The sequence below is a fragment of the Ensifer sp. Root423 genome (genome assembly GCF_001426275.1).
GTDB lineage: Bacteria > Pseudomonadota > Alphaproteobacteria > Rhizobiales > Rhizobiaceae > Ensifer > Ensifer adhaerens.
In genome coordinates, this window is record NZ_LMEG01000013.1 from 100,467 (window position 1) to 113,059 (window position 12,593).

Genomic DNA, 12,593 nt, shown 5'->3' on the forward strand with positions numbered 1-12,593 from the left:
AAAGCGGACGGCGTCAGAGGCCGCCGTGCAGCGTCAGGAAATCGACGATCCGGTTGATGCCGTCGCCGCGCTTCATGTCGGTAAAGACGAAGGGCTTTTCCGCCCGCATGCGCGTCGCATCCCGCTGCATCACGTCGAGATCGGCCCCGACATAGGGCGCCAGATCCTTCTTGTTGATGACCAGAAGGTCCGATTTGGTGATGCCCGGCCCGCCCTTGCGCGGGATTTCCTCGCCCTGGCAGACCGAGATGACATAGATCGTCAGGTCAGCGAGATCAGGCGAAAAGGTCGCCGCAAGATTGTCACCGCCGGATTCGATGAAGACGACATCGAGATCGGGGATGCGGCGGTTGAGATCAGCGATCGCCTGCAGATTGATCGTGGCGTCCTCGCGGATCGCCGTATGCGGGCATCCACCGGTCTCCACCCCGACGATGCGATCGGAGGGCAGCGCTTGCATGCGCACCAACGCCTCGGCATCTTCCTTGGTGTAGATATCGTTGGTGACGACAGCGACGGAGTACTTCTCTCGCATCGCCTTGCAGAGCTTGTCGGTCAGCGCCGTCTTGCCCGAGCCCACCGGCCCGCCGATGCCGACGCGAAGGGGACCGTTCTTCGATGCCATCTGGATGTCCTTTCAAGGTGGAAGCAATTCCAGGGAAGCGTGAGACGGTTTCCGTCCGAAATTGCGCAGTTCTATGAGTTACGAACGGAAGAGCCGCGAATGCAGGCTCTCGTGTCTGAGCGACGAAATATCCGCTGTCATCGTGGCCGAGCCGAGGTCGTCGAGCGAGACGCCGGCGGCCTTGACGGCTGTCGCCGCGATGACCGGTTCGAGTGCTGCAATGATGCCGACGCCATCGCGCTGGCCGGTCACGCCGCAACGGATCGCCACCGAGACGGCGTTCGAGACCGAGGCGTTGAGATAGGCGGCAAGCGCCGGCTCGAGGCCCGTTTCATGAGCGCCGGCGACGGCACCGACTGCGACCGGATAGGCGACACTCTTAGGCAGCGCATCCAGAACCGGATGCGGCCACGAGCGCGCCGCTGCCAGAAACGCCTGGCCCTGCAGCATCGTTTCCATATGGCGCTCGCGGCCTCCCGCCAGGGCTTCGGCAAGCTCTGCCGCCGCAGCCAGCCGGGCATGGTCGTTCACGGCGCGATAGCTCTCGGCCAGAAGCAGCGCATCGTTCCAGCCGTAGCCCAGAGAGATGACCGCCTCCAGCCAGTTGCGAAGCTCGCCGGCGTCGCTCACCAGACGGTCGTGAACCGCCTGCTCAAGCCCGCTGGAATAGGAAAAGGCGCCGACGGGAAAGGCCGGCGACATCCATGTCACGAGGCGAAGCAGCGCTTGCGTGTCGACCCGCTCAGCCATGGTGGTGATGATTATGGCCATGGTTGTGGCCGCCGGCATGGTAAGCGCCGCGCAGCGGATGGAAAGGCAGCGAAACCTCGTTCACCGCCGCGCCCAGGCCTTCGAGCATCTGGCGGATCACCGGATCGCGGACAATCAGGATGCGGCTCTCTTCGAACTGTGCCGGCAGGTGGCGATTGCCGAGATGCCAGGCAAGCTCGATCAGATGCATCGCGTCGCGCGGGCGGATCTCGTAGAGCGCCTCGGGCGCGGCAGCGATGCGGATATGGCCGCCGCCTTCGAGCACCAGGAGGTCGCCATCGGCAAGCATAACCGCTTCCTTGAGATCCAGCATCACCACATCGTCGTTTTCGAGATGCAGCAACTTGCGGCGCAGATGCCGCGCGTCGTGCGTCAATGTCACGCTATGAAGCGGCGCAATATCGGCCGGCCCCGGCGAGAGAACCTCTGTCGAACGATAGGGCATCGTCAGAGAACCTCGACCTTTTCCGGCGTCACGAGCTCGAGGCGCGCCTCGACGAGCAGGTCGGCCATCGCCGCCTGAAAGGCCTTCAGATGTGGTTCCTCGAAATGCGCGTCGACGGCTGCCTTGTCCTTCCAGGTTTCGACAAAAACCAGCGCGTCGGGCTCGGCCGGCTTGCGGTAGAGATCATAGGTGATGCAGCCGGCCTCGCGCCGGGTGGCCTCGATCAGCGGTGCTGCGAGCGACACTACCTCATCCCCCTTGCCGGGGTGTGCGGTCAGGTAGGCGATAATGTAAACCATTGAACCCTCGATATCTTTTCTGCCGGCTACTTTAGCAAGAAAAAGCCCTGGCGCCAGCGGCGGGTGCGGCTTTTCAGGCGCTTGCGGCGGCTGTACCGCGCAAGAAAAAGCCCGAAGACCGGATCCGATCTTCGGGCTCTTTCCAATCAGGAACGATAGGTCGCTGCCATCAGGCGGCAAGCTTCTGGGACTTCAGCGTCTCCAGAATGTTCTGCGGCGAGGAAACGCCATAGGGGTCGCTGTCGCAGTTGTCGGAATAGCCCTCTTCCTCGAACCACTGCTCGACAACGCCGTTGTTGACGACGGCAGCGTAGCGCCAGGAGCGCATGCCGAAGCCGAGATTGTCCTTGGCGACGAGCATGCCCATCTTGCGGGTGAACTCACCCGAACCGTCCGGGATCAGCTTGACGTTTTCGAGGCTCTGGGACTTGCCCCAGGCGTTCATGACGAAAGCGTCGTTGACCGAGATGCAGTAGATTTCGTCAACGCCCTCGGCGCGGAAATCGGCCGTCAGCTTTTCGAAATCGGGCAGCTGGAAGGTCGAGCAGGTAGGCGTAAACGCGCCCGGCAGCGAGAACAGCACGACGCGCTTGCCTGCGAAGTAATCGTCGGAGGACACGTCCTCCCAGCGGAACGGGTTCGAGCCGCCAACGGCCTCGTCGCGAACGCGGGTGCGGAACGTTACAGCGGGTACTTTTCTGCCAAGCATCGTCATCTCCTTTGGACCACGATGATTTGGATCGGTTCGACCAAAATCATGAACGTGATCGTCTCTTGTAAGTTAGAGCGGGATACATGCGGAGAACCGCAAACCGCTCTGGCGCAGCTCTCGGTCGGCAGGTCTTGGGAGGATTGCTGGCAACCGAGGAAGGTCAGCCGTCTTCCTATCGGATATTGCGCTGCGACGCAGCACGAAAGGCCCCAATTCACATGCGAACATGGCAGCCATGCGGTGGCCGCATGGCTGCCGCCTGCCAATCACTGCCTGCCAATCATTGCTCAATTGTGGAGCCGCAGCGACAGCCCGAGGCTTGGCGGGACCGGGTTCCACAGGCCCGTTCGCAAGCCCGCCTCACGCAACGCGCGCGCCGTCCATGTGTTGCAGCCGAAAAGCGCGTTGAAGCTGCCTCCGGCCTCGAAGAAGCGGTCGTTGCCATTGTAGGAAAAACCCTCGATCGAAACGACAGCTCCGGCCTCGCGGGTGAAGCTTTCGGCAATAAAGCCGAGCAGCCGATCGTATCCCGCTTCGTCCAGCTCGAAGCCGGTGACGGCAGCCTGCGGCTCGACGATCCGACCGGCGATATCCACATGCATCACCGAGCGGTCGACGGTCAGCGCCTTGAACACGGGCCCGGGCTTCAGCTCAGACCAGGTCGGCGTTTCCAGATAGAAGGACCGCCCGCCCCAGCCAAAGATCAGCCATTCAGCCTGCGGATGCGCAAGCGGCACGCCGGCCGCCTCGACAAAGCCGAACCGCGCTCGAATCTCGTCCGTCAGGGGTATGGCGATGTCCGTGTGGATCGGGCCGGAAAGCAGAAGGATGCGCGTGCCCCCTGCTCCCGCAGCGGAGGCGGAAACCGGCAGGAGCGGCAGCGGCAGCAAGGTTCCGGCAACGATGGCAAGTATCGCCGCCAGTAGGCCGAAGAAAGCCCATTTCAGGCCACGCTTCATTCCCTGTCCCTGCTTGTTCAGAATAGGAAATAGCGCTGTGCCATCGGCACGACCGTCGCCGGCTCGCAGGTCAGAAGCTCACCGTCGGCGCGCACCTCATAGGTCTCCGGATCGACCTCGATATGCGGCAGCAGGTTGTTGTGGATCATCGATGCCTTGCCGATGCCGCCACGGGTGTTGCGGACCGCCACAAGCTGCTTGGCAACGCCGAGCTTGGCGGCAAGGCCGGCGTCGAGCGAGGCCTGCGACACGAAGGTTACAGACGAACTCGTGCGGTTCTTGCCGTAGGCGGCAAACATCGGCCGGTAGTGCACCGGCTGCGGCGTCGGGATGGAGGCATTCGGATCGCCCATGGGTGCCATCGCGATCGAGCCGCCGAGAAGCACGAAGTCGGGCTTCACGCCGAAGAAGGCTGGGTTCCAGAGGACGAGATCGGCGCGCTTGCCGACCTCGATGGAGCCGATCTCATGGCTGAGGCCGTGGGCGATCGCCGGATTGATCGTGTATTTGGCGATATAGCGCTTCACCCGGAAATTGTCGTTGTCGCCGGTTTCCTGCGGCAGCGGCCCGCGCTGACGCTTCATCTTGTCGGCAGTCTGCCAGGTGCGGATCGCCACTTCGCCGACGCGGCCCATGGCCTGGCTGTCAGACGAGATGATCGAGAAGGCGCCGATATCATGCAGGATGTCCTCGGCCGCGATCGTTTCCTTGCGGATGCGGCTCTCGGCAAAGGCGATGTCCTCGGGGATCGAGGGCGACAGGTGATGGCAGACCATCAGCATGTCCAGATGCTCGGCAAGCGTATTCTTGGTGTAGGGCCGCGTCGGATTGGTCGAGGACGGAATGACGTTCGGCTGGCCGCAGATCTTGATGATGTCGGGGGCGTGGCCGCCGCCGGCCCCTTCCGTGTGGAAGGCATGGATGGTGCGGCCCTTGATCGCCGCGATCGTATCCTCGACGAAGCCGCTCTCGTTCAAGGTGTCCGTATGGATCATCACCTGCACGTCGTATTCGTCGGCGACACCGAGGCAGCAATCGATCGCCGCCGGCGTCGAGCCCCAGTCCTCATGCAATTTCAGCGAGGTGGCGCCAGCGAGCACCATTTCCACCAGCGCGCCCGGCCGCGACGCATTGCCCTTGCCGGCAAAGGCGATGTTCATCGGGAAGCCGTCGGCCGCCTCGATCATGCGGGCGAGATGCCAGGGACCGGAGGTGCAGGTGGTGGCGAGCGTGCCATGGCCCGGCCCGGCGCCGCCTCCAAGCATGGTCGTAAGCCCGCTCACCAGCGCTTCCTCGATCTGTTGCGGGCAGATGTAATGAATGTGGCTGTCCATGCCGCCCGCGGTGATGATCTTGCCTTCGCCCGCGATGACCTCCGTGCCGGGACCGACGATGACGGTGACGCCCGGTTGCGTGTCCGGGTTGCCGGCCTTGCCGATGCCGGCGATGCGTCCGTCCTTGAGGCCGATATCCGCTTTGACGATGCCCCAGTGATCGACGATCAGCGCATTGGTGATGACGGTGTCGACGGCGCCCTCGGCGCGTGTCGCCTGGCTCTGCCCCATGCCGTCGCGAATGACCTTGCCGCCACCGAACTTCACCTCCTCGCCATAGGTCGTGAAGTCCTTCTCCACCTCGACGAAAAGTTCGGTGTCAGCGAGCCGCACCTTGTCGCCGACCGTCGGGCCGAACATGTTGGCATAGGCCGCGCGCGACATCTTGTAGGGCATGGTTCAGGCTCCTTGGGACGAAGTAGAAATGGGATGGAGGCGGCGAAGACGGCCGCTGGCTGCAAGCGCATCGACATGGCGGCGCTCGGCGGCGAAGGGATGCCATTCCCAACCGACATGGCCGAAGCCGGCAAGAACGACCTCGTCGTCGGGTGTCGCTAGATGCGCGAGCACATCGGCAATCACGATCATCCCGCTCGATGGAACGACATAAGGGGCCGGCGAAAAGCCGGCGAGATCCTGCTCCACCTGGTCGTGCACATCGACCGGGACGACGCGAAAGCCGCGGTTGGTCGAACGGGCGAAGCTCTCGAAACCGACAGTGTAATCGTCGCAGAAATCGTCGAGGTCCGGATGCGTTTCCGCAAGCCCGGCGCGCATGGCGGCAAACTTCGCGCCGGAGCGAACGCACCATATCTCCCGCGCCTGGCGCACGGCGGCATTCGTCTTCCAGCGACCACCGCCGAGCATGGAAATCCCCGGGCGTCCGGTATTGCAGACCGCGACGATATCGGTCCTGTGGCCGCTGGCGCCGACAGAGCGGCAATCGTTGAAGCGCACGACGAGATCGGCGGCATCGATCGTTGCGCCGGCGCCGTCAGGCACCTCGCCATTGCCCACGATCATGATGACGCGGCGAGCCTGCAATGGTCAGTTCCCTTGAGCTTCGAGAAATTCGTTGAGTTCGGCGGTACGCTTCTGCGTGAGCTGGGCAAGGCAGCCTGAAACCAGCATCGGCTCGGCCTGGCCGCCACGGGCCTGGAAACCGGCCAGCTCGCATTGTCCGTCCCGATAGCCGATCCAGGCGCGCTGCGTCGTCTTCAGCGCCTCGACCGCGCCGATATCGGCGCCTTCCAGCTCCTTGTCGACCTTCTGCGCCGCCGTCATCGCCTGCCTGTAGACCGCATTCAGTTCCGCGTCCGCCGCTTCGTATTCCCGGTAGGCGCAGTCATTCAGATCCGGCTGAGCCATCGCATTCGCGCAATCCACGTCCGGCTCATCCTCGGCGAGCGCCGGGGTGGCAAGCACCAGAAGCAAACCGAGAACCGGCAGCACTCTCATAGCTTGCCCATCACCTGCTGGCGGAAGCCATAGACCTCGCGCTTGCCGGAAAGCGGTATCAGCGTCACCTGGCGCGTCTGGCCCGGCTCGAACCGCACGGCCGTGCCGGCGGGAATGTCGAGCCGGCAGCCGTAGGCTGCTTTCCTGTCAAACTGCAGCCCCGCATTGGTTTCGGCGAAGTGATAGTGGCTGCCGACCTGGATCGGGCGGTCGCCGGTGTTGGCAACCTCGATCGTCGCCGTGTCGAGACCGGCATTGAGCTCGATCTCTCCGGCCGCAGCAATGATTTCTCCTGGGATCATGGTCTTCTCCTCAAGCCGCCCTCGGCCGGCCGCATGCTTTTATCCCGCGTTCAGGCCTCAGGCACCCTGCGCCAACAAGCCACGTACTCACCTCACGCTTAGCGGATCGGCTCGTGCACGGTGACGAGCTTGGTCCCGTCAGGAAACGTCGCCTCGATCTGGATGTCGTGGATCATCTCGGGGATTCCCTCCATCACCTGATCGCGCGTCAGCACCTGGGCGCCCGCCTCCATCAGTTCGGCAACCGAGCGCCCGTCGCGCGCGCCCTCGACGACGAAATCGGTGATCAGCGCGATCGCTTCGGGATGGTTGAGTTTCACGCCGCGCTCCAGGCGCCTGCGGGCGACCATGGCCGCCATCGAAATCAGCAGTTTGTCTTTCTCGCGCGGGGTAAGATTCATGCGTCGCCACCGGTTGTTCGTGAAGCAATTTCCTGGAAATCTGCGAAGCGGTCTTCCGCCAGGAATTACAAAGTTTCAATGCGTTAGATCATTTCACTGTTTCAAATAAAAATGTGAAACGAGCTAGAGAACCCAGACTTTCGGCACAGTCTTCTGCATGCGCAAGTGCGAAATAACCGGGATGAGGATTTTTCTGAGCGCGAAGCCATCCGGCGCCACGAAACGGGCAACCAGCTTGTCGCGGCCATGGACCTGAAAATGGCTGATGCCGACGCACGCTGCGCCATCGACGAGCGACCGAAGACGCGGCAGCAAGGGTTCGCAGTCGGGACCGACATGGAGCAGCGTGGCGAAGGCGGCCCCACCATCGAGCACCGCCTTGCGCTGACTGAGGCGCGCGACCTCTCCTGATAGCGCCAGATTGTCCGCATGCAGCAGCTTGCCCTCGACGCGGATACGCCAGCGATCGCGGAAGAGCCCGGTTTCAACCGCCTCGCCCATCGCCTTGCGACCGAGCAGAACCGCTTCCACCGCGAGAAACGTCGCGTCGGCAGCAAGCTCCACCTCCAGCGAGCGCGACAGCGAGGCACGGTCGAAGAGGATCGTCTCCTGTGGCAACCAGTCGACACGCGCGCCGGCGGCAACCTCGATGCGCGTTTTCACTTCGACGGTATCGGCGCTCGCCTTATAGATCTTCTCGCAGGCCTGCGTCGTCACCGTCACGTCCGTTCCAGCCCCTGCCGCAACCTCCCAGACCATGCGGTCGCCGCCGGTGAGGCCGCCGGAGGAATTGATGAGCACTGCCTCCATCGAGGTGTCGAAGGTCTTTGGCAGGCGGATCTTGGCGCAGCCTTCCTGGTAGAGTTCGGCAATGCGGCTGTGGCCGAGCGCCGCCTTGGCGACCACCCGTCCCTTGCCCCAGGCCCGCTGCGGGGCGATGCGTGCTGCCTTGTCCATGTCAGACCGCTAAGCGGCGTCCTTCATTTTCGACGCGGCGCCCCATAGGCGCGATCGCCTTATCTTGGCGCTATCGTCCGCATCGCGGCACGACAAGTCAAGTTATTGTTTTGCAAAGAAAATCGTCAGCATGCCGCATTTCCGTGCAGGCCTTGCGCAGAAAACGGGCAGCCGCCTACGCCACGCGATCCGGCGGTTCGCGACCGTCGAAAAACGCCGTGATATTGTCGGCCACCTTCATGCCCATGGCGACGCGCGTCTCCTCCGTGGCACTGCCGAGATGTGGAAGCAGCACGACATTTTCCAGCCCGCGCAGACGTTCCGGCACGTTCGGCTCCGCCTCGAAGACATCGAGCCCGGCGCCGCGGATGACGCCGTTTTCGAGCGCCGCAATCAGCGCCGGCTCGTCGATCACATCACCCCGCGCCGTGTTGACGAGGTAGGCGCCCTTTTTCATCAGCGCCAGCCGTTCGGCGTTGATCAGGTGACGGTTTTCGCCGCCGCCGGGGCAATGGAGCGACACGAAGTCTGCAACCTTCAATACGTCCTCGACCGTGTCGAGTTGACGCGCACCGTAGCGGCTTGCCTCGGCCGGGTCGATGCGCGAGCGATTGTAGAAGACGACATCCATGTCGAAGCCGAAATGACAGCGCTTGGCCATGGCCTTGCCGATGCGGCCGAAGCCGATGATGCCGAGCGTCTTGCCGGTGATCTTGCCGCCGATCATGTGGGTCGGCCGCCATCCACTCCATTCGCCGGCCCGTACCTGCCGCTCGCCCTCGCCTGCCCGCCGCGCGACCGCAAGCAGCAACGTCATGGCGATGTCGGCGGTGCAATCTGTGAGAACGCCGGGCGTGTTGGTGACGACGATGTCGGCAGCCTTGGCGGCCGCGACGTCGATGTGATTGTAGCCGACGCCATAGTTGCCGAGGATCTTCGCGCGGAGGCCGCCACCGGCGAAGAGGTCGGCCGGAAGTCGATCAGAAACTGTCGGAAGAACGGCGTCATAGGTCCGGAGTGCTTCAGCCAGTTCTGCAGCCGTCAGAGGCACGTCCCCTTCGTTCAAGGTGACGTCGAAGCGTTCGGCAAGCACCTGCTCCACCGCCGCCGGCCAACGACGGGTGAGGAGAATGCGGGGTTTCGAGCTCATGCCTGCCTCCGGATCAGAATCGCTGCGAGATAGTGCACGAAACGGCGCGACGCGACAGCTATCTCGACAAGCGAAACACCTATCACGAAAAGCAAAAAAGAGGCGCCGTTGCGGGCGCCTCTTCTCGGGCTTCGGACATGTCAGGCCTTGGCGAAGGCGAGCAGGTCGGCGTTGAGCTGGTCCTTGTGGGTGTCGGTAATGCCGTGCGGTGCGCCGGCATAGACCTTGAGCTCCGCATGCGGCACCAGCGTCTTCGAGGCCCGTGCAGCCGCATCGATCGGCACGATCTGATCGTCGTCGCCATGGATGATCAAGGTCGGCACGTCGAACTTCTTCAGGTCCTCGGTAAAGTCGGTCTGCGAGAAGGCGACGATCGAGTCATAAGTGTTCTTGTGTCCCCCCATCATGCCCTGCAGCCAGAAACTGTCGATCATGCCCTGAGAGGCGATCGCGCCCGGGCGGTTGAAGCCGAAGAACGGACCGGACGCGATGTCGCGGTAGAGCTTCGAGCGATCCTTCAGGCTTGCCGCCTGCAGGCCGTCGAAGACTTCCTTCGGCAGGCCGCCGGGGTTCCTGTCGGTCTTGACCATCAGCGGCGGCACGGCCGAGATCAAACCGGCCCTGGCGATCCGGCTGGTGCCGTGGCGGCCGATATAGCGGCTGATTTCGCCGCCGCCAGTCGAAAACCCGGCAAGGAAGACACCCTTGAGATCGAGCGCGTTGATCAGATCCGCGAGGTCGTCGGCATAGTGGTCCATGTCGTTGCCGTCCCACGGCTGCGACGAGCGGCCGTGGCCGCGGCGGTCATGGGTGACGACGCGGAAGCCGTTGGCGGCAAGGTGGAAGGCCTGCGCCTCCCAGCTGTCGGACGACAGCGGCCAGCCGTGGCTGAGCACGACGACCGGGCCATCCTTCGGACCCCAGTCCTTGTAATAGATCTCGACGCCATCGCGGGTGATGATGCGCCGTGGCTGAGCACGACGACCGGGCCATCCTTCGGACCCCAGTCCTTGTAATAGATCTCGACGCCATCGCGGGTGATGATGCGGCTGCCCATGGTGTTTTCTCCCTTAGTGCCGGAGGCGCCGGCGGTTGCTGCGGTGGTGGATGCGGCCTTGGCCGACGTGTTCATGGCATTGACCGCGGCTGCGGTGGCGGCAGCGCCAAAGGCGGCCGAGAGAACCGTGCGGCGGGAGATGCCGTTGGCTTCGGTCTTGCTGATTGCCTTGCTCATGGAAACGCTCCTTCTTCCCTGCGGTCACACCGCTGTTAAATACTTAGCGTTTAAATCGTGCGCGACTTATGTGGATTTATGTCGCTACCGATTAGATCGTGCACAATATTTATACCGTAGCCGCGCTATAGTCAATGTCTTGCGATTATATCGTGAACGATTTATTTTGAGAGCATGACAGGAGAAAGCGATGATTGACACCGATCCCAAGGGCGATGAGGCAATGCTGGCGCTCGATAGTTTCCTGTGCTTTGCGGTCTATTCCGCAAACCACGCCTTCACGCGCATCTACAAGCCGCTGCTGGAAGAGCTCGATCTCACCTATCCGCAATATCTGGTGATGGTGCTGTTGTGGGAAAAGGACGACCAGACGGTCGGCAGCCTCGGCGAGCGGCTCTTCCTGGAATCGAGCACTTTGACCCCGATGCTGAAGCGCCTGGAGGCCGCCGGCTACATCGCCCGCGTGCGCGATAAGGCGGACGAGCGGCAGGTCCGGGTACAATTGACCGAGATGGGCAAGGCGCTGCGGCAGAAGGCAATCGACGTACCCCGCAACCTTGGCGAAGCGACAAAGCTCGGCCCCGACGATCTCGAGCGACTGCGCGCCGAAGTCTCGTCGCTCAGAGACACGCTATTGAAATAATAGACCGCTGCGCCGAGCATCACCAAAAGAAAAGCCCGGCGATTGCTCGCCGGGCCCCAACCACTCGGACACAAGGTCCGAAATCAGAACTACTCGTTCTGGAAGTAGTTGTACTTGCCGTCGTCACCCTTCTTCCAGGTGTACATGACGTAGTCCGGACGCGTGATGTCGCCCTTTTCGTCATAGCCGAGTTCGCCGATTGCGGTCTTGAACGGACCCTTTGCCTTGATGGCTTCGGCAACTGCCTGCGGGTCGTTGCCACCGGAAGCCTTGGCAGCTTCGGCGATGACCTGGAGAGCGGCGTAGGCGTAGAGCGTGTAGGCTTCCGGTTCGAAGCCGGCAGAGCGGAACTTCTCGACGAGGTCCTTGGCAGCCGGGTTCTTGCGCGGATCCGGAGCGAACGTCATCAGCGTGCCGTCAACGGCGTCGCCGGCGATCGAGGCCAGTTCGTTCGAAACGATACCGTCGCCCGACATCAGGGTAGCCTTGAGGCCCTGGTCCTTCATCTGGCGCATGATCAGGCCGGCTTCGGTGTGCAGACCGCCGTAGTAGACGATCGAAACGCCGGCTTCCTTCATCTTGGCGATCAGAGCCGAGAAGTCCTTGTCGCCGGTGTTGATGCCTTCATAGAGGGCTTCGGTGAGGCCGGCTTCGTTCATCGACTTCTTGGTTTCGTCGGCAAGGCCCTGACCATAGGGGGTCTTGTCGTGAATGACGGCGATCTTCGCGTCCTTGAAGTTGGCAGCGAGGTAGGCACCGGCAACCGCACCCTGCTGGTCGTCACGGCCGCAGGTACGGAACGTGTTCCAGAGACCGCGCTCGGTGAACTGCGGGTTGGTGGAGGCCGGGGTTACCTGCAGGATACCGTTTTCGGCGTAAACTTCAGAAGCCGGGATGGACACGCCCGAGTTGAAGTGACCGACAACGAACTTCACACCGTCAGCAACGAACTTGTTGGCGACCGAAACGCCCTGCTTGGCATCCGAAACGTCGTCGCCGAGCACAACCTTGATCTGTTCCCCATTGATACCGCCAGCGGCATTGATGTCAGCGGCGGCCTGCTCTGCACCTTTCTGGAGCTGTGCACCGAAAGCGGCGTTCGGGCCAGTCAGCGGGCCGGCGACACCAACGAGAATATCAGCCCAGGCGCTGCCGCTGAAGGCAACCATAGCCGTCAGCGCGACCGCCGACAGAAGAGACTTTTTCATCTTGTTACTCCCAATTATTCGAGCGGGTCTCGTTACCAACCTGCGCAATGCCCACCATAGTTGCGCCGGTGTTTCTTTCGCACCGGCCGCGGCGG

The 12,593-nt window shown here is 62.7% G+C and carries 17 protein-coding genes; 2 read left to right on the forward strand and 15 right to left on the reverse strand.

Features of this window, described 5'->3' with window-relative positions:
* Positions 1-13: 13 nt before the first annotated feature.
* The 14 genes from ureG to ASD01_RS14880 form a co-directional block, all read right to left on the reverse strand.
* A complete protein-coding gene (gene ureG / locus ASD01_RS14815) occupies positions 14-625 on the reverse strand; it encodes an urease accessory protein UreG (protein ID WP_034794155.1) in 612 nt (203 codons plus the stop codon).
* Between the two features lie 78 nt (positions 626-703).
* Entirely contained in the window at positions 704-1,375 is a 672-nt protein-coding gene (locus ASD01_RS14820) for an urease accessory protein UreF (RefSeq protein WP_034794157.1), read from the reverse strand.
* Complete coding sequence (ureE, locus tag ASD01_RS14825) at positions 1,368-1,841, reverse strand: urease accessory protein UreE (RefSeq protein ID WP_034794158.1); 474 nt, start codon at positions 1,839-1,841, stop codon at positions 1,368-1,370. The genes ASD01_RS14820 and ureE overlap by 8 nt, the downstream gene beginning before the upstream one ends.
* A gap of 2 nt (positions 1,842-1,843) precedes the next feature.
* Positions 1,844-2,140: a putative quinol monooxygenase gene (locus ASD01_RS14830; protein ID WP_034794161.1), complete on the reverse strand. Its 297-nt coding sequence runs from the start codon at positions 2,138-2,140 to the stop codon at positions 1,844-1,846.
* A 169-nt stretch (positions 2,141-2,309) separates the two neighbouring features.
* A complete protein-coding gene (locus tag ASD01_RS14835) occupies positions 2,310-2,849 on the reverse strand; it encodes a peroxiredoxin (RefSeq protein ID WP_034794163.1) in 540 nt (179 codons plus the stop codon).
* Positions 2,850-3,139: 290 nt separating this feature from the next.
* Entirely contained in the window at positions 3,140-3,811 is a 672-nt protein-coding gene (locus ASD01_RS14840; protein ID WP_034794165.1) for a TIGR02117 family protein, read from the reverse strand.
* Between the two features lie 17 nt (positions 3,812-3,828).
* Positions 3,829-5,541, reverse strand: a complete 1,713-nt coding sequence (gene ureC, locus ASD01_RS14845; protein WP_034794169.1) for an urease subunit alpha — start codon at positions 5,539-5,541, stop codon at positions 3,829-3,831.
* 3 nt (positions 5,542-5,544) lie between these two features.
* Positions 5,545-6,189 carry a Urease operon accessory protein gene (locus ASD01_RS14850; protein WP_082572800.1) on the reverse strand — a complete coding sequence of 215 codons (645 nt, stop codon included), beginning with the start codon at positions 6,187-6,189 and terminating at the stop codon, positions 5,545-5,547.
* Between the two features lie 3 nt (positions 6,190-6,192).
* A complete protein-coding gene (locus tag ASD01_RS14855; protein ID WP_034794179.1) occupies positions 6,193-6,603 on the reverse strand; it encodes a lysozyme inhibitor LprI family protein in 411 nt (136 codons plus the stop codon).
* Entirely contained in the window at positions 6,600-6,905 is a 306-nt protein-coding gene (locus tag ASD01_RS14860; RefSeq protein WP_034794182.1) for an urease subunit beta, read from the reverse strand. Before ASD01_RS14860 ends, ASD01_RS14855 begins: the two co-directional genes overlap by 4 nt.
* 98 nt (positions 6,906-7,003) lie before the next feature.
* Positions 7,004-7,306, reverse strand: coding sequence for an urease subunit gamma (locus ASD01_RS14865; RefSeq protein ID WP_034794185.1), 303 nt, complete (start codon positions 7,304-7,306; stop codon positions 7,004-7,006).
* 123 nt (positions 7,307-7,429) lie between these two features.
* Entirely contained in the window at positions 7,430-8,263 is an 834-nt protein-coding gene (locus ASD01_RS14870) for an urease accessory protein UreD (protein ID WP_034794188.1), read from the reverse strand.
* Between the two features lie 175 nt (positions 8,264-8,438).
* Positions 8,439-9,413 (reverse strand): 2-hydroxyacid dehydrogenase, encoded by a 975-nt coding sequence (locus ASD01_RS14875; RefSeq protein WP_034794191.1) that lies wholly within the window; start codon positions 9,411-9,413, stop codon positions 8,439-8,441.
* A 140-nt stretch (positions 9,414-9,553) separates the two neighbouring features.
* Complete coding sequence (locus tag ASD01_RS14880; RefSeq protein ID WP_162250992.1) at positions 9,554-10,420, reverse strand: alpha/beta fold hydrolase; 867 nt, start codon at positions 10,418-10,420, stop codon at positions 9,554-9,556.
* 48 nt (positions 10,421-10,468) lie between these two features.
* Between ASD01_RS14880 and ASD01_RS35995 the strand changes: the two genes are divergently transcribed.
* Positions 10,469-10,825: a hypothetical protein gene (locus ASD01_RS35995; RefSeq protein WP_060528927.1), complete on the forward strand. Its 357-nt coding sequence runs from the start codon at positions 10,469-10,471 to the stop codon at positions 10,823-10,825.
* Positions 10,826-10,837: 12 nt separating this feature from the next.
* Entirely contained in the window at positions 10,838-11,290 is a 453-nt protein-coding gene (locus ASD01_RS14890) for a MarR family winged helix-turn-helix transcriptional regulator (RefSeq protein ID WP_034798821.1), read from the forward strand.
* Positions 11,291-11,379: 89 nt separating this feature from the next.
* On the opposite strand, the gene ASD01_RS14895 is transcribed toward ASD01_RS14890, so the two are convergent.
* A complete protein-coding gene (locus ASD01_RS14895; protein ID WP_034798823.1) occupies positions 11,380-12,498 on the reverse strand; it encodes a branched-chain amino acid ABC transporter substrate-binding protein in 1,119 nt (372 codons plus the stop codon).
* Positions 12,499-12,593 lie beyond the last annotated feature (95 nt).

Bases quoted from the DNA above. Each gene is read 5' to 3' on its own strand.
- ureG (WP_034794155.1), bottom strand. From the start codon at position 625: ATGGCATCGAAGAACGGTCCCCTTCGCGTCGGCATCGGCGGGCCGGTG.
- ASD01_RS14820 (WP_034794157.1), bottom strand. From the start codon at position 1,375: ATGGCTGAGCGGGTCGACACGCAAGCGCTGCTTCGCCTCGTGACATGG.
- ureE (WP_034794158.1), bottom strand. From the start codon at position 1,841: ATGCCCTATCGTTCGACAGAGGTTCTCTCGCCGGGGCCGGCCGATATT.
- ASD01_RS14830 (WP_034794161.1), bottom strand. From the start codon at position 2,140: ATGGTTTACATTATCGCCTACCTGACCGCACACCCCGGCAAGGGGGAT.
- ASD01_RS14835 (WP_034794163.1), bottom strand. From the start codon at position 2,849: ATGCTTGGCAGAAAAGTACCCGCTGTAACGTTCCGCACCCGCGTTCGC.
- ASD01_RS14840 (WP_034794165.1), bottom strand. From the start codon at position 3,811: ATGAAGCGTGGCCTGAAATGGGCTTTCTTCGGCCTACTGGCGGCGATA.
- ureC (WP_034794169.1), bottom strand. From the start codon at position 5,541: ATGCCCTACAAGATGTCGCGCGCGGCCTATGCCAACATGTTCGGCCCG.
- ASD01_RS14855 (WP_034794179.1), bottom strand. From the start codon at position 6,603: ATGAGAGTGCTGCCGGTTCTCGGTTTGCTTCTGGTGCTTGCCACCCCG.
- ASD01_RS14860 (WP_034794182.1), bottom strand. From the start codon at position 6,905: ATGATCCCAGGAGAAATCATTGCTGCGGCCGGAGAGATCGAGCTCAAT.
- ASD01_RS14865 (WP_034794185.1), bottom strand. From the start codon at position 7,306: ATGAATCTTACCCCGCGCGAGAAAGACAAACTGCTGATTTCGATGGCG.
- ASD01_RS14870 (WP_034794188.1), bottom strand. From the start codon at position 8,263: ATGGACAAGGCAGCACGCATCGCCCCGCAGCGGGCCTGGGGCAAGGGA.
- ASD01_RS14875 (WP_034794191.1), bottom strand. From the start codon at position 9,413: ATGAGCTCGAAACCCCGCATTCTCCTCACCCGTCGTTGGCCGGCGGCG.
- ASD01_RS35995 (WP_060528927.1), top strand. From the start codon at position 10,469: ATGGTGTTTTCTCCCTTAGTGCCGGAGGCGCCGGCGGTTGCTGCGGTG.
- ASD01_RS14890 (WP_034798821.1), top strand. From the start codon at position 10,838: ATGATTGACACCGATCCCAAGGGCGATGAGGCAATGCTGGCGCTCGAT.
- ASD01_RS14895 (WP_034798823.1), bottom strand. From the start codon at position 12,498: ATGAAAAAGTCTCTTCTGTCGGCGGTCGCGCTGACGGCTATGGTTGCC.